Source organism: Streptomyces sp. NPDC052114 (assembly GCF_040680155.1).
Taxonomy (GTDB): Bacteria; Actinomycetota; Actinomycetes; order Streptomycetales; family Streptomycetaceae; genus Streptomyces.
The window spans coordinates 421,833-438,589 of the sequence record NZ_JBFAWC010000005.1 but is presented as its reverse complement, the minus strand read 5'-3'; the positions used below and the strand labels follow the sequence as shown (position 1 = coordinate 438,589).

The 16,757-nt window shown below is 71.4% G+C and carries 16 protein-coding genes; 9 read left to right on the top strand and 7 right to left on the bottom strand.

Features of this window, described 5'->3' with window-relative positions:
• Window positions 1–164: 164 nt before the first annotated feature.
• Window positions 165–920 (bottom strand): decaprenylphospho-beta-D-erythro-pentofuranosid-2-ulose 2-reductase, encoded by a 756-nt coding sequence (locus tag AB0L89_RS14285; protein WP_365139605.1) that lies wholly within the window; start codon window positions 918–920, stop codon window positions 165–167.
• A 13-nt stretch (window positions 921–933) separates the two neighbouring features.
• A complete protein-coding gene (locus AB0L89_RS14280; protein ID WP_365139602.1) occupies window positions 934–2,328 on the bottom strand; it encodes an FAD-binding oxidoreductase in 1,395 nt (464 codons plus the stop codon).
• Window positions 2,329–2,495: 167 nt separating this feature from the next.
• Between AB0L89_RS14280 and AB0L89_RS14275 the strand changes: the two genes are divergently transcribed.
• Genes AB0L89_RS14275 through AB0L89_RS14260 form a run of 4 tightly spaced genes read left to right on the top strand, consistent with a single transcriptional unit; the run spans window position 2,496 to window position 5,469 of the window.
• Window positions 2,496–3,014, top strand: coding sequence for a phosphatase PAP2 family protein (locus tag AB0L89_RS14275; protein WP_365139599.1), 519 nt, complete (start codon window positions 2,496–2,498; stop codon window positions 3,012–3,014).
• The gene (locus tag AB0L89_RS14270) at window positions 3,007–3,960 is read left to right on the top strand and encodes a decaprenyl-phosphate phosphoribosyltransferase (RefSeq protein WP_365139596.1); all 954 of its coding nucleotides are present in this window, start codon (window positions 3,007–3,009) and stop codon (window positions 3,958–3,960) included. Before AB0L89_RS14275 ends, AB0L89_RS14270 begins: the two co-directional genes overlap by 8 nt.
• 55 nt (window positions 3,961–4,015) lie before the next feature.
• Window positions 4,016–4,483: a GtrA family protein gene (locus AB0L89_RS14265; RefSeq protein ID WP_365139857.1), complete on the top strand. Its 468-nt coding sequence runs from the start codon at window positions 4,016–4,018 to the stop codon at window positions 4,481–4,483.
• Window positions 4,471–5,469: a YihY/virulence factor BrkB family protein gene (locus AB0L89_RS14260; protein ID WP_365139593.1), complete on the top strand. Its 999-nt coding sequence runs from the start codon at window positions 4,471–4,473 to the stop codon at window positions 5,467–5,469. The genes AB0L89_RS14265 and AB0L89_RS14260 overlap by 13 nt, the downstream gene beginning before the upstream one ends.
• Here the strand turns inward: AB0L89_RS14260 and AB0L89_RS14255 are convergent.
• Window positions 5,414–6,673, bottom strand: coding sequence for a D-alanyl-D-alanine carboxypeptidase (locus AB0L89_RS14255; RefSeq protein ID WP_365139590.1), 1,260 nt, complete (start codon window positions 6,671–6,673; stop codon window positions 5,414–5,416). The genes AB0L89_RS14260 and AB0L89_RS14255 overlap by 56 nt on opposite strands.
• A gap of 109 nt (window positions 6,674–6,782) precedes the next feature.
• On the opposite strand from AB0L89_RS14255, the gene AB0L89_RS14250 reads away from it, so the two are divergent.
• The 5 genes from AB0L89_RS14250 to AB0L89_RS14230 all read left to right on the top strand — a co-directional run bounded on the left by AB0L89_RS14250 (window position 6,783) and on the right by AB0L89_RS14230 (window position 11,971).
• A complete protein-coding gene (locus AB0L89_RS14250) occupies window positions 6,783–7,025 on the top strand; it encodes an SCO4848 family membrane protein (RefSeq protein ID WP_055566125.1) in 243 nt (80 codons plus the stop codon).
• 17 nt (window positions 7,026–7,042) lie between these two features.
• Window positions 7,043–8,422 (top strand): metallophosphoesterase, encoded by a 1,380-nt coding sequence (locus AB0L89_RS14245; RefSeq protein WP_365139854.1) that lies wholly within the window; start codon window positions 7,043–7,045, stop codon window positions 8,420–8,422.
• 172 nt (window positions 8,423–8,594) lie between these two features.
• Window positions 8,595–8,993 carry an ATP-binding protein gene (locus AB0L89_RS14240; protein WP_365139587.1) on the top strand — a complete coding sequence of 133 codons (399 nt, stop codon included), beginning with the start codon at window positions 8,595–8,597 and terminating at the stop codon, window positions 8,991–8,993.
• Window positions 8,994–9,086: 93 nt separating this feature from the next.
• Complete coding sequence (locus AB0L89_RS14235; protein ID WP_365139584.1) at window positions 9,087–9,479, top strand: hypothetical protein; 393 nt, start codon at window positions 9,087–9,089, stop codon at window positions 9,477–9,479.
• Window positions 9,479–11,971 (top strand): DUF4132 domain-containing protein, encoded by a 2,493-nt coding sequence (locus AB0L89_RS14230; RefSeq protein ID WP_365139581.1) that lies wholly within the window; start codon window positions 9,479–9,481, stop codon window positions 11,969–11,971. The genes AB0L89_RS14235 and AB0L89_RS14230 overlap by 1 nt, the downstream gene beginning before the upstream one ends.
• 146 nt (window positions 11,972–12,117) lie before the next feature.
• On the opposite strand, the gene AB0L89_RS14225 is transcribed toward AB0L89_RS14230, so the two are convergent.
• From AB0L89_RS14225 to AB0L89_RS14210, 4 genes are all read right to left on the bottom strand, one after another.
• Window positions 12,118–12,564 (bottom strand): VOC family protein, encoded by a 447-nt coding sequence (locus AB0L89_RS14225; protein WP_365139578.1) that lies wholly within the window; start codon window positions 12,562–12,564, stop codon window positions 12,118–12,120.
• Between the two features lie 166 nt (window positions 12,565–12,730).
• Window positions 12,731–14,788 (bottom strand): family 20 glycosylhydrolase, encoded by a 2,058-nt coding sequence (locus AB0L89_RS14220; RefSeq protein ID WP_365139575.1) that lies wholly within the window; start codon window positions 14,786–14,788, stop codon window positions 12,731–12,733.
• A gap of 152 nt (window positions 14,789–14,940) precedes the next feature.
• Window positions 14,941–16,023, bottom strand: coding sequence for a hypothetical protein (locus AB0L89_RS14215; RefSeq protein ID WP_365139572.1), 1,083 nt, complete (start codon window positions 16,021–16,023; stop codon window positions 14,941–14,943).
• Between the two features lie 2 nt (window positions 16,024–16,025).
• Window positions 16,026–16,676: a hypothetical protein gene (locus AB0L89_RS14210; protein WP_365139570.1), complete on the bottom strand. Its 651-nt coding sequence runs from the start codon at window positions 16,674–16,676 to the stop codon at window positions 16,026–16,028.
• Between the last annotated feature and the right edge of the window lie 81 nt (window positions 16,677–16,757).

Sequence of the window (16,757 nt, the reverse complement as noted above, 5' to 3'; positions counted from 1 at the left end):
GCGAGGTCACGGCCAAGGGCAAGCAGCAGCTGTGGCACGACCCGATCGTGCCGGCGCCGGGCACCGGCCGGTTCGTCGGCGTGGGCAAGGTCTACGTGATGCGGAGCGGCAACCCGCTGACCCTGCCCGCCGTCGCCCCGTACGAACCGGCCAAGGGCTGACCCCTAGACGGGCAGGCGCCGGAACACGGGCCTCGGCACGTGGCGCAGCGCCGACATGACCACCCGCAGCGCGCCCGGCACCCACACCGTCTCCGAGCGCCGCCGCAGCCCGGTCTCGATGGCCGCCGCCACCGCGTCCGGGGTGGTCGCCATGGGCGCCTCCTCCAGGCCCGCCGTCATCTTCGAGCGGACGAAGCCGGGGCGGACGACCATCACGTGCACTCCGGTGCCGTGCAGCGCGTCCCCGAGGCCCTGGGCGAAGGCGTCGAGGCCCGCCTTGCTGGAGCCGTAGATGAAGTTCGAGCGGCGCGCGCGCTCGCCCGCCACCGAGGAGAGCACCACCAGGGAGCCGTGCCCCTGGGACTGCAGGGCGCGTGCGCAGACCAGCCCGGCCGAGACGGCGCCGGTGTAGTTGGTCTGGGCGACGCGCACCGCGGCGAGCGGCTCGTCCTCGTCGCGGGCCTGGTCGCCGAGGATGCCGAAGGCGAGCAGCACCATGTCGATGTCGCCCTCGGTGAAGATCTTGCCGAGGGCCGCTTCGTGGGACTCGGAGTCCAGCGCGTCGAAGGGGACGACGTGCACGTCCGCGCCCATGTCGCGCAGCCCGGCCGCGGCCTTCTCCAGGTCGGGCGAGGGGCGGCCGGCCAGCCACACCGTGCGGGTGCGGCGGGCGACCAGGCGTCGCGCGGTGGCGAGGCCGATCTCGGAGGTGCCGCCGAGGACGAGCAGGGACTGAGGGGTGCCGAAGGCGTCTTTCATGAGTACCGGTCTCCTAGAGGGCGAGGCGGCGGGAGAGGTCCGAGCGGAACACGCCGCGCGGGTCGAGATCGGCCCGCAGGGCGCGGAAGTCGTCCAGGCGCGGGTACATGGCGGCGAGCGTCTCGGGCCGCAGCCGGGAGTCCTTGGCGAGGTAGACGCGCCCGTCGGCGGCGGCCACCTCCTCGTCGAGGTCGTCGAGGAAGGCGCCGAGTCCGGGGAGGTTCGCCGGGATGTCGAGCGCGAGCGTCCAGCCGGGCATCGGGAAGGACAGCCACCCGGGATCGCCCTCTCCGAAGCGCTTCAGTACGGCGAGGAAGGACGGGCAGCCGCGCTCCGAGATGCGCCGCACGATGTGGCGCAGGGCGTCCTCCTTGCCGTATCCGACGACGAATTGGTACTGCACGAAGCCGCTGCGTCCGTAGATGCGGTTCCAGTGCGGGACGCCGTCCAGGGGGTGGAAGAAGGTGGAGATCTTCTGGAGCTCGCCGGTGCGGGAGCGGGGCGCCTTGCGGTACCAGAGTTCGTTGAAGAGCCCCACGGAGGCCTTGCCGAGCAGGCCCTCCGGTACGAAGGAGGGGGCGGCGGGGAGCTGTCCCGGGCGGAACGCGAGGGGGGCTCTACGCGCGCGTGCCCGCTCCGGAAGGGCGTCCAGGGGAGCGTGGTCGCCACGGGTCAGGACCGAGCGGCCCATCGACGCCCCGCGCGCGAGGAGGTCGATCCAGGCGACCGAGTAGCGGTAGCGGTGGTCGGTGGCGGTGAGGCGGGCCATCAAGTCGTCCAGGTCCGCCGCGCGTTCGGTGTCGACGCTCATCAAGGACGTCTCGACCGGCTGCAGTTGGATGGTCGCCGACAGGATCAGGCCGGTCAGGCCCATGCCGCCCGCGGTGGCGTCGAACAGCGGGCTGCCGGGGGCCACCGTGTGGACCGCCCCGTCGGCGGTGAGCAGGTCCATCGCGAGGACGTGGCGGGAGAACGACCCCGAGACGTGGTGGTTCTTGCCGTGGATGTCGGCGCCGATCGCTCCGCCGACCGTCACGTAGCGGGTCCCCGGGGTCACCGGCACGAACCAGCCGAGGGGGAGCAGGACCTCCATCAGGCGGTGCAGCGAGACGCCCGCGTCGCAGACGACCGTGCCCGCGTCGGCGTCGATGGTGCGCACCCGGTCGAGGCCGGTCATGTCGAAGACGGCACCGCCCGCGTTCTGCGCGGCGTCTCCGTAGGCACGGCCCAGGCCCCGGGCGATGCCGCCGCGCTCCCCGCAGTCGCGCACCGCGGCCGCGGCCTCCTCGTGCGTACGGGGTCTCACCAGCCGCGCGGTGGTCGGTGCCGTGCGGCCCCACCCGGAGACGGACACGCAGGGCGACGCGGGGACGGGGGCGAGGGAATCGGCGGGGGAGTCGGCAGGCATGAAAGCGACCGTATCGTCCGGAGAAGTGCGGTTCGCTCTAAACCGTTCCAGCCCTCACCGAAATGGGTGATTGATGGAGTGTCACCCAACATTGCCGGAATTATCAGTGCGTTGCCTAGAAGAGTCGAGATGCCCAGCTCTCGAAATGTCTTCGAAAACGAGGCCACATGCACGACATGGACCACCGGTTGCTGTCGGCCCTGCGCGACTGCGGCACCGATCCGCGCGTGGCGGCCGCCGCACGCGCCCTGTCCTGGAGCGGTGAGCACGGCGCGCTCTGGATCGCCGCGGGCCTCGCGGGCGCCGCCGTGGACCGCGAGCGCCGCGGCGCCTGGCTGCGCGGCACCGCCCTCACCGCCGCCGCCCACCTGGCCAGCATGGGCGTCAAGCGGGTCGTCCGCCGCCCGCGCCCCGGCACTCACGTCGGCATCGAACCTCTCGTGCGCACCGCGGGCCGCCACTCCTTTCCGAGCTCGCACGCCACCTCGGCGGCCGCGGCCGCCGTCGCCTACGGAGCGCTGCGCCCGGCCGGTGCCCGCCTCGTCCCGCCGCTGGCCGCCGCGATGTGCGTCTCCCGGCTGGTCGTCGGCGTCCACTACCCCACTGACGTGGCCGCGGGCGCGGCGCTCGGCGCTCTCACCGCGCGCGTGGGCGCCGCCTGGATGAACGGAGGCAGCGATGCCTGAACGTATCTCCGCAGTCCTGGAGCGGCCCCGCCCGCCCCAGGACTCCCGGCCGGGCCCCGTCGGCCTGCCGCTCGGCCTCCTGAAGACCGCACGCCCCCGCCAGTGGGTGAAGAACATCCTCGTCGTCGCGGCGCCCGCGGCCGCGGGCGAGCTCTTCTCGCGGCACGCCCTGACACAAGTGGCGATCGTCTTCGTGCTGTTCACGGCCGCCGCGTCCGCCGTCTACCTGATCAACGACGCGCGCGACGCAGACGCCGACCGGGCCCACCCCACCAAGTGCCGAAGGCCGGTCGCCGCCGGACAGGTGCCGGTCACCGTCGCGTACGCCGCGGGGGGCGTCCTCGCCGTCCTCGCGCCCGTGGCCGCCGTCGTCCTGTGCAACCCGCTGACCGCCGCGCTCCTGACCGCGTACGTCGGCATGCAACTCGCCTACTGCGTCAGCCTCAAGCACGTCCTCGTCGTCGACCTCACGATCGTCACGACCGGCTTCCTGATGCGCGCCATGATCGGCGGCCTCGCGCTCGAGATCCCGCTCTCGCGGTGGTTCCTGATCACCACGGGCTTCGGCGCGCTCTTCATGGTCTCCGCCAAGCGCTACTCGGAGGCCGTCCAGATGTCCGCGAGCAACGAGAAACCGGGCGCCACGCGCGCGTTGCTCACCGAGTACACCACCGGCTATCTGCGCTTCGTGTGGCAGCTCGCCGCCGGAGTCGCCGTCCTCGCCTACTGCCTGTGGGCCATGGAGGAGGGCGGCACCGCCAACGGTCTGCTGCCCTGGCGCCAGCTGTCCATGGCCGCCTTCATCCTCGCGATCCTGCGCTACGCCGTCTTCGCCGACCGGGGCACCGCGGGCGAACCGGAGGACGTCGTCCTGCGGGACAGGGCGCTCGCCGTGATCGGCCTGGTGTGGATCGCGATGTACGGACTCGCGGTCGCGGACTGGTGAGTTCACTTCTCCGACGGGACTCTCCAAGGAGTGGCCGCCCGTGAACGTGCACCGTCTGCGCGAGCGACTGCGGTCGCTCGGGCCCGAACTGCTCGGCTTCGCCGCCGCCGGGATCTGCGCGTACGCCGCCGACCTCGGCCTCTTCATCTGGCTGCGCGGGCCCGTGGGCCTCGATCCGCTGACCGCCAAGTCGCTCTCCTTCGTGGCGGGCTGTTCGGTGGCCTACGCCGGCAACGCGCTCGGCACCTACCGCGACAAGACCGCCGGGGTCCCGCGGCTGCGCCAGTACGCGGTGTTCTTCGCCGTCAACATCGCGGGAGCCCTGGTCCAGCTGCTGTGCCTCGCCGTGTCCCACTACGGACTCGGCCTCACCTCCCAGCGCGCGGACACCGTTTCCGGTGCGGGAATCGGTATGGCACTCGCCACAATTCTGCGGTTCTGGGGTACCCGGACCTTGGTCTTCCGATCAACGGGCAGGACCTCGGGCAGGACAGCAGGCACGGAGGCGTCATGGACTGGCTGAAGAAACTGCCCGGCATCGGGCCGCTGGTGGAGAAGGGCATGCGCACGCACGCGTGGCAGGCCTACGAGCGGCTGGACCGCGTGCACTGGGCACGTCTCGCGGCCGCCATGACGTTCATCAGCTTCCTGGCGCTCTTCCCGCTGCTCACCGTCGCGGCCGCGGTCGCCGCCGCGACGCTCTCCAAGAAGCAGCAGGACGCCATCGAGGACAAGCTCACCGAGCAGGTCCCCGGCATCTCCGACCAGCTGGACCTGGACGCCCTCGTCGCCAACGCGGGCACCGTCAGCCTCGTCGCGGGCGCCCTGCTGCTCTTCACCGGCATCGGCTGGGTCGGCTCGATAAGGGAGTGCCTGCGGGCCGTCTGGGAGCTGGAGGACGAGGAGGAGAACCCCGTCCTGCGCAAGGTCAAGGACGCCGGGGTGCTCATCGGGCTCGGCGGCGCGGGCCTCGCGTCGTTCGCCGCGTCCGCGCTCGCCTCGACCGCCGTCGGCTGGACCGCCGACCTCATCGGCATCGACGAGAAGGGCTGGGGCGCCGTCCTGCTCCAGGTCATCGGCTTCGCCGTCGCCGTCCTCGCGGACTTCCTGCTGCTGCTCTACGTCCTGACGCTGCTGCCCGGCGTCCAGCCGCACCGGCGGGACCTCGTGACCGCCGGGCTGATCGGCGCGGCCGGGTTCGAACTGCTCAAACTGCTGCTCGGCGGCTATATGAAGGGGGTCGCCGCGAAGAGCATGTACGGCGCCTTCGGAGTGCCCGTCGCGCTGCTCCTGTGGATCAACTTCACCGCGAAGCTGATGCTGTTCTGCGCCGCCTGGACGGCGACGCAGAGAGCCTCACGTACGGAAGAGACAGCACCCTCCGAAGAGGCGTCTTCCGAAGAGGGGACACCCTCCGAAGAGGAAACAGCCTCTCCGGAGGATGCGCCCTCCGTCAGTCCTGACGCGCGCGACGGCCGGCCGGGCCCGGCAGGGGCATCCGGCGCCTGATCACGAAGACACCCCCGGCGAGCACCACGAGCACGCCGCCCGTGATCGCGAGGGCGGTGCCCATGCCGCTCGACCCGCTCTCGGAGGCGTGCGCCGCCTTCTCGGCCGCGCCGCTGCCGCCGTTGCCCGGGGCGCCCTTGCCCGCGCCGCCCGTGGCGGTGCCCTTCGGCGCGACCAGCTCACCCACCGGGTCGACCTTGCCCGCGGCCTTGAAGCCCCAGTCGAAGAGCCGTTCGGTCTCCTTGTAGACCGCGTGGGGCTCTCCGGAGGACGGGTTCATGACGGTGACAAGGAGAACCTTGCCATCGCGCTCGGCAACACCGGTGAAGGTGTTTCCCGCGTTCGTGGTGCTGCCGTTCTTGACGCCGGCGATGCCCTTGTAGGGGCTGATGCCGATGTCGCCGGTCAGCAGTCGGTTGGTGTTCTGGATCTCGAAGGACTCGCGCTTGGTCTTGCCCTTGTCCTTCCCCTTGGTGACCTTCTTGGTCTCACCGGGGAACTTGGCGGTGGCCGTCGCGCAGTACTCCCGGAAGTCCTTCTTCTGCAGGCCGGAGCGGGCGAACAGCGTCAGGTCGTACGCCGAGGAGACCTGCCCCTTCTCGTCGTAGCCGTCCGGGGAGACCACATGCGTGTCGAGCGCCTGGAGCTCCTCGGCGTGCTTCTGCATGTCCTTGACGGTCTCGTCGACGCCGTCGTTCATCGCCGACAGGACGTGCACCGCGTCGTTGCCGGAGCGCAGGAAGACGCCGAGCCACAGGTCGTGGACGGTGTACGTCTCGTTCTCCTTGACGCCGACCATGCTGCTGCCCGCGCCGATGCCCGCCAGGTCGGAGAGCTGGACCTTGTGCTTCTGGGTCTTGGGGAACTTGGGCAGAACCGTATCTGCGAAGAGCATTTTGAGGGTGCTCGCCGGGGGCAGGCGCCAGTGCGCGTTGTGCGAGGCGAGGACCTCGCCCGACTCCGCGTCCGAGACGATCCAGGAGCGTGCCGACAGCTCCTTGGGCAGGACGGGGGCGCCGGCCTTCAGTCGCACCTGGGTGCCCGGCTTGCCCAGCTGGGCACCGCCGACGGTCGACATCGAGGCGGGCGGCTTCGGCTGGTCCTTGTCGCCGGGCTTGTCGTCCGCGAAGGCGGGTGCGGTGGCCGACATGGTGAGCAAGGTCGCGCCAGCGAGCAGCATGGCGGCTTTTTTCGAGGCAGGCACGGACGAGAACGTACAGGGCTCGGCAGGTGAAGTCGTCGCCGAGGTGCGCTGTGTCCCGTCGTCCCCACCCCGGCGGCGGTGCGGAAGAGAGCCTCGCGATACTGAGGGTATGAAGCTCAGCCGACCGGTCTCCTGGTTCCTGCTCGCCTTCGGGGTGTGGAGCTGGTTCATCTGGATCACTTTCGTCAAGAACCTGTGGAAGGACGGCAGTGGGCTGGCCTTCGATGATGCGGACAACCCGACCGGGTACTTCTGGGTGCACCTGACGCTCGCCGTTGTCTCCTTTGTCTTGGGGACGGTGGTAGGGACCATCGGGTTCCGTGGAGTCCGTGCTCTGCGCAGAACTTCATAGCCGTGGCCGCCGTCCTCATGGTTCTCGCGGTCATCGCCGTCCTCGCGGCCTTCGCCGGACTCCACTGGTACGCGTGGCGCAGGCTGGTCCGTGACACCACGGCCGGACCCGGGCTCGCCCGGCGCGCCGGCACGGTGGTCTTCGTGGCCGGACCGCTGCTCCTGTTCGCGGCCCTCGTGGCCGAGCGGACCGGGGCGCCCTTCCTGCTGCAGCGGATCCTCGCCTGGCCCGGCTTCATGTGGCTGGCCCTCTCGCTCTATCTGCTGCTCGCGCTGCTGGTGGGGGAGCTGGTACGTCCCCTGCTGCGGCGCTGGGCGGAACGCGAACGGGCGGTCCCCGCGCCGGTGCCCCCGGCCGAGCCCGCCCCGGCCTCCGGGACCGCCCCGGCCCCCGATCCGGCGCCGGTCCCGGAATCCGTGCCGAAGCCCGGGCCCGAACGGGCATCCGAGCCCGAACGGGCGCCCGTGTCCGAACGGGCACCCGACCTGGAACCGGCACCCGACCTGGAACCGGCGCCCGAGCCCGATGCGGAGCAGGCCGCCGCGACCCCCGCCCCGGCCCGTACGCCCGCCCCCTCCCGCCGCCTCTTCGTCTCCCGCATCGTCGGCGGGACCGCCGCGGCCGCCGCCGTCGCGACCGTCGGCCACGGGACGTACGGCGTGCTGCGCGGTCCCCGGGTCAAGCGCGTCACCGTGCCGCTGGCGAAGCTGCCGCGCGCCGCGCACGGGTTCCGGATCGCGGTGGTCAGCGACATCCACCTCGGACCGATCCTCGGCCGCGGCTTCACGCGGCGCGTGGTCGACACCATCAACGCCACGCAGCCCGATCTGATCGCCGTGGTCGGCGACCTGGTGGACGGCAGCGTCGAGGACCTGCGCCCGGCCGCCGCCCCGCTCGCCGGGCTGCGGGCGCGGCACGGCGCGTACTTCGTCACGGGCAACCACGAGTACTTCTCCGGCGCCGAGCAGTGGGTGGACCACGTGCGCGAACTCGGCCTGGTCCCCCTGGAGAACGCCCGCACCGAACTCCCCGCGTTCGACCTCGCGGGCGTCGACGACGTGGCGGGCGAGAACGAGGGGAAGGGCCCCGACTTCGCCAAGGCGCTCGGCGACCGGGACCGTTCCCGGGCCTCCGTGCTCCTCGCGCACCAGCCCGTGGTCATCCATGACGCGGTCGAGCACGGCGTGGATCTGCAGCTTTCCGGGCACACCCACGGCGGCCAGCTCTGGCCGGGCAACTTCGTCGCCGAACTGGCCAATCCGACCCTCGCGGGCCTTGAACGATACGGCGACACGCAACTTTATGTGACGCGCGGAGCGGGTGCGTGGGGGCCGCCGGTGCGGGTCGGCGCGCCGTCGGACATCACGGTCGTCGAGCTGGCGTCGCGACACGCCTGAGCAGGCAATAAGCGCGTACGGCCGCCCTATGGCAGGCAGTTGGCCCGTACCTGGCCAGATAAGGGCGGGCCAGAGCGTGACGCAGTGACACCGAGCGACTCCTCTGCGCAGCATTAGTGCCGGATGTTTGTGCGGTTCTTGAAGTGATCTGAGCCGGAGGGGGAACGAGGACTTGTTAAGACGTGATGCCTTCAGACTGCCACCGCACCCGGCGTCCGTGCCGCTCGCCCGGACGCGGGTGCACGAGCATCTGTCGGCCTGGGGCCAGACGGAGGAGGACGGAGCACGCGACGACGCCGTGCTGCTCGTGTCGGAGCTCGCGACCAACGCGATCGTCCACGGGCTCGTACGCGAGAGGGAGTTCGAAGTCGCGGTGACGGTGCTGGCCGACGGCTCGTGTTTCATCGAGGTCTCCGACGAATGCGCGTCGGGCCCCGAGATGCACAAGGCCGAGAGCTGGGAGGACGAGAACGGCCGGGGCGTATGGCTCCTCGACACGCTCGCCGAGGCATGGGGGGTGTGGCGGCGCGGCCGGTACGGGAAGACGGTGTGGGCGCTGGTCCGAGGGTGAACGCCGCAGGTCACGCGGTGCGGGGGCGGGTGCCGCCGGTGCCGGGGGGCGCGGAGCGGGGCCGTTGTCAGTGGCGGGCTCTACCTTCGAGACATGGGAATGGTGACCTTCGTCGACGAGACGACATCGGGGGAGCGCGGCACGGCCTGGAGGCTGGAGGTCGCGGAAGAGCGGCTCGCGCTGCGGGAGTTGGTCCGGCGGCGGGTCTTCCAGGAAGTCGCGGAGTACAACGCCCGTACGCCGGGCGTGTTTCGCGGGCTCGTCCGCCCGACGGACGCGGAGCAGACCCTGAACGGGTACGCGCTGCGCACACCGCGCCGCATGGATCCCGAGCGCCAATTCGAGCGGGCCGTGGATGCGTTCGGGCGCAACGGCTTCCTCGTGCTGGTCGGCGAGCGGCAGGTGGAGGACCTGGACGCACAGGTCGAGCTGTCCCCCGGCACGGAGGTCACGTTCCTCAAGCTCGTCCCCCTGGTGGGTGGCTGATGAGCAGGCACTACCCGGATCGGGTGCGGAACGTCCGGCGGCTGACCGCCGAAGGCGACATGCCGGGCCTCGCCGAGGAACTCCTCAAGACGGCGATCACCAACGACAACCAGTGGAGCCACGACGGCGAGAAGATCCTCGCCACCGTCGCCACCCTGCCCCCGGAGCAGCGGCTGCGGCTCACCGACTCCCTTGTGGAGCTGAGCAGTCCGTACCACGTGACGTCGCCGACGCGGATCAACGCGCTCACGCTCGTGGATCTCGTCGGCAAGGACCTGCCGGGCGACCCGCTGGCCGCCGAGCGGACCGCACTCCTGGAGGAGATCGGCGGACTGTACTGCGTGGAGTCGACGAGCGCGGCCGTCACGCTCTTCGAGGCCGAGCGGTCCGCAGGACGCACCCCGCCGGGCCTGGCCGTCGCCGCCCTGCGGCGCACCCTCCTCGTTCGGTACTGGGAGGGGAACGCCTCCCTGAAGAAGGCCGTCGACGCGCTGGCCGAGCCCCCGCTCAACCCGGGCGAGGCCTGGTCGGACCGGGTGCTCGCGGACCTCGCCGACCGGGACGAGGCCTGGCGCGCGCTCGTGCGGCACGCGCTCACCGCCACGTCCGCCAAGCCCACCACCAAGTGGGAGAAGACGGCCCGCGCCCTGGTCGAGCCGCTGGACGCGGACAAGGTGCGGGACGCCCTGGTGGGCTGGCTCGCCCTGGTCGGCCGGCCCCGCACCCGGCCGTTCCTGACCGTCGCCCCCGTGTACTGCGCCGCGCCGAACGACGAGTACGACCCGTTCAACGCCAACGCGATCCGCGGCCTGGCCTGGACCCTCGCGCTGCTCCCGCCCCACCCGGAGACGGCGCGCGCCCTCGGCACCCTCGTCGAGACGTCCCTGCGCAAGGTCCCGGGCCTCGGCCCGCGCAACCCCAAGGTCGCCAACGCCGGCGTCGTCGCCCTCACCCGGACCGGGGGCGAGGCGTCCCTCGCCGAACTGGCCCGCCTCGCCTCCCGGGTCACGTACAAGACCACGCTGAAGATGATCGGCAGCGGTCTGGAGGCCCGCGCGCGGGCGCTGGGGCTGACGCGTGCCGAGGTCGAGGAGATGGCCGTTCCGGTGTACGGCCTGACGGAGGTCGGGAGGTCCGAGCACCGGCTCGGCGACTGCGCGGCCGAGGTGACGGTCACCGGCTCGAAGGCCGTCCTCCGCTGGCGCAACGGCGCGGGCAAGCAGGTCAAGGCGGCGCCCGCCGTCGTCAAGCGCGACCACGCGGACGAGCTGAAGGAGCTGAAGGCCGCCGTCAAGGACATCGACAAGATGCTCTCGGCGCAGACGGAGCGGCTCGACCGGCAGTTCCTGGCCCGCCGTGAGTGGACCTACGCGGCCTGGCGCGAGCGCTTCCTCGACCACCCCCTGGTCGGCACCCTTGCCCGCCGTCTCCTGTGGACGGTCGACGGGACGCCCTGCGGATACGCCGACGGGGAACTGCGCACCCTCGCCGACGAACCGGTCACCGCGGGCGGGACGGTCGCGCTGTGGCACCCCGTCGGCCATCCGCCCGAGGAGGTCGTCGCCTGGCGGGACTGGCTGGAGCGGCACGGCATCACCCAGCCCTTCAAGCAGGCCCACCGCGAGGTGTACCTCCTCACCGACGCCGAGCGGACCACGGGGACGTACTCCAACCGCTTCGCCGCGCACGTCCTGCGCCAGCACCAGTTCAACTCGCTCGCAGCGGTGCGCGGTTGGCGCAACAAGCTGCGGCTGTGCGTGGACGACGAGTATCCGCCCGCCGTCCGCGAGCTGCCGCAGTGGGGGCTGCGTGCCGAGTACTGGATCGGGGGCATAGGGGGCGAGAGCTGGACCGAGGACCTCACCGACGCGGGCAGCTATCTGCGGGTCCGTACCGACCAGGTCCGCTTCTATCCGATCGACGCCCCGGAGAACTTCGCGCACGCGGGCGGCGGTGAGTACCGCATGTGGCCGCGCGACGGCCAGGAGCGGGTCGGCGCGCTTCCCCTGACGGAGATACCGGACCTCGTCCTGAGCGAAGTCCTGCGCGACGTCGACCTGTTCGTCGGGGTGGCCAGCGTGGGGAACGACCCCACCTGGCAGGACGGCGGCCCCGCAGGACGCTTCCGCGAGTACTGGACCGCGTACGGCTTCGGTGAGCTCGGGCCGAGCGCCGAGACGCGACGGGACCTGGTCGCCCGCCTGGTGCCGCGGCTCGCGATCGCCGACCGGTGCTCGGTCGAGGGGCGCTTCCTGCACGTGCGGGGCGCGTTGCACACGTACAAGATCCATCTGGGTTCGGGGAACGTGCTGCGGACGCCGGCGGACCAGTACGTCTGCATCGTCCCGGCCGCGGCGGGGGCGGCGCCCGTGGGCGGGACCGGCTATCTGCCCTTCGAGGGCGACCGCACGCTGGCGGTCGTCCTCAGCAAGGCGATGATGCTGGCCAAGGACGACCGAATAACGGATCCGACGATCCTCAGCCAGCTCTGAGGGCGTCGGGCCGGTCGACGTGGCGGGGCGGGGAGGTCCGCTCGGGTGTCTGCTCGCTTTGTGTCTGCGGGTGCGTCTTGGCTGATCGCGCAGTTCCCCGCGCCCCTGACGGGGCGCGCCCCTTTCGGGGCGCTGTTGTCGGTCGGTCAGGTGTTGCGGGCCAGTTCCGGGCGTTTGAGGTAGTCCGTGAAGCCGGTGACGTTGCCCCAGGCGTCGGCGATTTCCACGGTCCAGCCCGTGGCCACGGAGAACGGTTCGGTGAGCAGGGGGATGCCCGCGGACGCGAGGGCCCGGCCCTTCGCGCGGGCGTCCCGTACCTCCAGCCAGAGGCGGGGCGAGGGCCACGGCGGCGTGCGCGGCACGATGCCGTCCTCCACGCGCAGCAGCACGCCCGGCGTCTCCTTGCCCACCTTCAGGATGGCGAGCCCGATCTCGTCGAGCCGGAAGGCGACGGGGAAGCCGGCCCGCTCGTAGAAGGCGACGGCCTCGCCGAGGTCGCCGACGGGGAACAGGACGTTGTCGAAGCCGAGCAGGTCCGCGTGGTGCTCGGCGGACTGGTCAGCGGACAGGCCGACCGACTGGTTGTCTGACATTCCGTCAGGCTAGGGCGGTGGGCGCCGCAGGGGCGCAGGCGCGCATGGGGCGTGCCGTCGGCGGCCACAACTTCGGCCGTCCGGCGGATGGCCGGCGGACGTGCGCGGGCCCTCGCCCGAACTCCGAAGACCCGACTGGCCCCGCTTCGCGGTGCCCCCGTGAGCCCTACCGCCCCCGCACCACATCCAGCTCCGCCACCGACGCGTACGTGCCCTCGCCGCCGTGTTCGCTCAGCACGCGCAGCACCACGCGCCGGGCGTCCGTCGCGGGGAACGGCACGATGAACTCCGTACGGTCCGCGGGAAAGGCCCCACGGGCGACCCTCCGCCAGCCGTCCCCCGGAGTCGCCCCCGGCGCTGCGCCCGCCGCCTCGTCGGAGACGAGGACCTCGTACTCCTTCACCATGCCGTTCACGCCGCCGTCCTGGCGCGGCATGTAGCGGAGGCCCGCGATGCGCCGGTTGTCGCCGAGGTCCACCGTCAACTGCTGCGGCAGCGTGGCGTCGTAGGCGGAGTGCCAGTGGGTGTACGGGTCGTTGTCGACGGCGCGCGAGGCGTGGCCGGGCTCGCCCGCGTGCTCCTCGCTGGTGGCGGTGGCGGTGAAGCCGGTCCCCGGGAGCATCCCGGGGTTCGCCCCGATCTGCGACTCCAGGTCGGCCGGGTCGGGGTCGCGCACCGGCGTCGCGTCGCCCACCTGGTCGTAACGGTCGAGGAAGGGACGGACGTCCGAGCCGGCCGGCGTGGCCCAGGTGCGGTCGGCGACCACGGCGAGCGGCCGCCGCGCGAAGTGGTCGACCCAGCCCACGGCGAAGCTCTGGGTGCGGTCGGACCAGCGGGAGACGCGGTAGCCCTGGATGCCGGGGGCGGCCGTGAACGGGTAGTCGCGGTAGGTGGTCCTGACGTCGAAGAAGCCGTAGCTGCCGGGCTTCGCGCCGAAGCCGGGGGAGACGTACAGCGGCCCGTCCTGCGAACCGACGACCTGGTAGCCCTGCGCCGCGCGGTCCTCGGGGCCCGACAGCCATTCGTTGACGACGATCCGCTGGTCCGGGTCGATGCTCGTCTCCTGGCCGAAGTCCCACCACTGCCAGATCTGGGTGGTCTTGCCGTGGGAGCGGACGGCGGCGTCGAGTTCGTCGATGAACTCCACGAGGACGTCGCCGGGGTGCGGGTACCCCTTCGCCTTCTGGTACGCGACCAGCTCCGGGCAGGCGTTCTGTGCCGCGGTCTGCGGGATCTCGTCGGTGCCGATGTGGACGTAGGGGCTGCGGGGGAAGGTCCGGGCGACCTCGGCGATCAGGTCCTTGGCGAAGGCGCGGGTCTGCGGCTTGGTGTAGTCGAGCGTCCAGTGGCCCCGGTCGGAGCCCTCCCAGCTGTTGGCGGGGCGGGACATCGGCTCGCAGCGGAAGGCGAGGTCGGGCCGTGCGTCGCCGATCGACACGGCGTGGCCGGGGAGGTCGATCTCCGGGACGATCGTGACGCCGTAGCGGGCGGCGTACTCCTCCAGGTCCCGCAACTCCCGCCGTGTGTAGTGCTGTTCGGCCACAATTTCCGGGTGGGAGGGGCTCTCGACGCGGTAGCCGTTCCAGTCGGACAGGTGCAGGTGGAAGGTGTTCAGCTTGTACCAGGCGGACTGGCGGATCTGCTGCTTCAGATAGGCGACGGGGAAGTACTTGCGGCCCACGTCCAGCATCTGGCCGCGTGAGGACTGCGTGGGCCAGTCGGCGGCCGTGCCGCGGGCCACGGTGCGGGGGACGGGGGCGGTGCGCAGGGCCTGGAGGAGGGTGCGGGTGCCGTGGAGGACGCCCTGGCGTTCGCGGGCGGTGATGCGGAGTTCGGCGTCGATGTCGAGGGCGTACCCCTCGGCCGCACGGGACGTCGGGACACCGGTGGCGGTGCCGAGGCCGAGCACGATGTCGTGGGTCCGCGGTCTGCCGTCGACCACGGCGGGGCGGATGCCCTCCTGGTCGGCGAGTTCGCCGGCGAGCAGGGCCGCGGTGGGCCGCAGCGCCTCACCGGCACCGCGCGGCACGACGATCCGCGTGGCGCGGCTCAGCTCCCACGTCCCGCTGCCGCCCTGCCAGTCGCGCAGGGCGGGCACGGTGACGGGCACGGGATTGGCCGCGTCCTTGGCCTCGGCACCGGACGGCACGGCCAGCGCGCACCCGAGCAGCACGACGGCGAGAGCGGCCCTGACGACAAGGGAACGGGGTCTGCGACGGGGCATGGGCGGGTCCTCCGTGGCGCGGCGGCGGGCGTCCGTTCACGTCCGAGTCCCCTTCAGGTGAAGGGGACTTGAAGTGGAGTGTGGCGGGGCGCCGACGCCGCGTACATGGAGGGACCGACGTACCGCTTGGACTTACTGGTGGGCGCCGGAAGTCAGCGGTTGATCGACTGGATCTCCTGGACGTTCACGTCCTGGGTGCCCTCGAACGTGCCGTTGGGGAGGTCGTGCACGCCGTCGTTGTCGGAGCCCTCCCAGGTGATCTCCCAGGTGATGGAGGCCTTCATCTGGAACGGGGCGCCGCCGGTGGCGCGCTCGTACTTGATGCCGCACGGGGGGTCCTCCTTCGAGGAGCCCTTCCTGTACGGGGTGCCGATGCTGCCGTCGTCGTTGACGGCGCACTCGCCGTCGGAGGGGAACGTTTCGGCGTCGGCGGTGCCCGGGTCCAGGTGGAGGCTGACCGGCTTGGCGGTGGTCTCCGCCCAGATGCCCGTGCCGGGCAGCTCCGCGCGGACCTTGACCGGCTCGAACTTGCCCTTGTCCAGCCACACCCAGGTCGGCAGGTTCACGGTCGACTTGCCCTGGGGCTTCATCTCGACCTCGGTGTCCGGGACGTTGATCTTGTCGTAGGCGTAGGAGGCCAGCACCTCGGGGTCCGGAGCGTTGGCGATCTTGGGAACCGCTCCGGCGTCCTGCCAGAAGAGGTTCTTCTCGCAGTCGAAGAAGTCGAGCTCGTCACGGCGGTTCTCGTTGATGACGCCCCGCCAGAACATGCCCTTCTTGCCGGTGTTGAAGTCCTTGTAGCCGTCGTCGCCGTCGGACTGGGTCTTCCCCTTCTCGTAGTGGTCGACCATCAGCTCCTCACCCCAGCTGAGGGTGGGCGTGACCGGCACGAGGTTCTCGTTGGGGTTCTTCTTGAGCTGCTCCACGGCAGCCTTCAGCTGCTCGGGCGTCGCCACGGGCTCGTACCAGCAGACGGGCGGCTCCCAGTTGGGGTCCACCGGCGTGAGGGGCTTGGTCCCCTTGCCCCCGCTGCCGCCACTGACCTTCGACACCTTGATGTTCGACTTGCCTGCGCCGGCCATGAGCGTGTTGCCGGAGGCTCCGCCGGAGGGTCCGGTCGGCGTCGTCGGCTCCTTGTCGCCCTCGCCGCCGACGGCCGAGGCCAGCGGGGCGCCCGCGGCCACCAGCGTTATCGCCAGCAGGCAGGAGCCCAGTGCGGTACGGGACTTCCTCATCGTCAGCAACCTCCCCGTTCGGTCTGCGACCTGGTCGTCTTCCACACTCCGTCGGCGGACTTGTGCAGCATGGTCCGGTAAAGGATGTGCGGGTTGTCGCCGGGCGGCGTGCCCTCCTTCTTGCCGGTCTTGCGGTCCTTGGTGAACGCCTTGCCCTCATCGAGGCAGTAGAAGAGCACGCCCGCGCCGCTGTCGTTGATCTCGACCTTCGGGTTGAAGATCCGCATCTTCCCGACGAGGGTCAGGTCGTCGTCGACGTACTGCTTGATCCACTTGCGTGAACCCTGCAGGGACGCGTCGCTGTTGTAGAAGTTCACGTACGAGGCGTCGGCGTCGCCGTCGATGATCGCGGCGTGGTCGCCGCGCAGCTGCTCCTTGCCGTCGTCCAGGATGGCCTGGAGCTTCGGGTCGCTGTTGGCCCAGCTCTCGAAGTCCATCCGGAACGAGTCGGGCAGCTTGATCTCGGGCCGCTTCGCGCCGCCGGACCCGGCATCAGCGGACGCCGAGGCAGACGCCTTCGGCTTCCCGCCGTCGTCCGCCCCCTCGATCTTGTCCGAGGAGCCGCCGTCACCCCCTCCCGAGCCACACGCGGTCAACAGCAGGGCCGCGGACGCGGTCAGCGCGGCCGTCATGAGACGGAGGGGGCGGTTCACTCTGGGACTCCCGTGGAAGAGGTGGGGGGAACGCACAGGGACCCACGCTATCCGTGGGTCCCTTGGGTACTTCAACCGCAG

What these genes read in the sequence shown, in the direction of transcription:
- AB0L89_RS14285 (WP_365139605.1), bottom strand. Translation starts at nt 920, where the DNA reads ATGAAAGACGCCTTCGGCACCCCTCAGTCCCTGCTCGTCCTCGGCGGC.
- AB0L89_RS14280 (WP_365139602.1), bottom strand. Translation starts at nt 2,328, where the DNA reads ATGCCTGCCGACTCCCCCGCCGATTCCCTCGCCCCCGTCCCCGCGTCG.
- AB0L89_RS14275 (WP_365139599.1), top strand. Translation starts at nt 2,496, where the DNA reads ATGCACGACATGGACCACCGGTTGCTGTCGGCCCTGCGCGACTGCGGC.
- AB0L89_RS14270 (WP_365139596.1), top strand. Translation starts at nt 3,007, where the DNA reads ATGCCTGAACGTATCTCCGCAGTCCTGGAGCGGCCCCGCCCGCCCCAG.
- AB0L89_RS14260 (WP_365139593.1), top strand. Translation starts at nt 4,471, where the DNA reads ATGGACTGGCTGAAGAAACTGCCCGGCATCGGGCCGCTGGTGGAGAAG.
- AB0L89_RS14250 (WP_055566125.1), top strand. Translation starts at nt 6,783, where the DNA reads ATGAAGCTCAGCCGACCGGTCTCCTGGTTCCTGCTCGCCTTCGGGGTG.
- AB0L89_RS14245 (WP_365139854.1), top strand. Translation starts at nt 7,043, where the DNA reads ATGGTTCTCGCGGTCATCGCCGTCCTCGCGGCCTTCGCCGGACTCCAC.
- AB0L89_RS14235 (WP_365139584.1), top strand. Translation starts at nt 9,087, where the DNA reads ATGGGAATGGTGACCTTCGTCGACGAGACGACATCGGGGGAGCGCGGC.
- AB0L89_RS14230 (WP_365139581.1), top strand. Translation starts at nt 9,479, where the DNA reads ATGAGCAGGCACTACCCGGATCGGGTGCGGAACGTCCGGCGGCTGACC.
- AB0L89_RS14225 (WP_365139578.1), bottom strand. Translation starts at nt 12,564, where the DNA reads ATGTCAGACAACCAGTCGGTCGGCCTGTCCGCTGACCAGTCCGCCGAG.
- AB0L89_RS14220 (WP_365139575.1), bottom strand. Translation starts at nt 14,788, where the DNA reads ATGCCCCGTCGCAGACCCCGTTCCCTTGTCGTCAGGGCCGCTCTCGCC.
- AB0L89_RS14215 (WP_365139572.1), bottom strand. Translation starts at nt 16,023, where the DNA reads ATGAGGAAGTCCCGTACCGCACTGGGCTCCTGCCTGCTGGCGATAACG.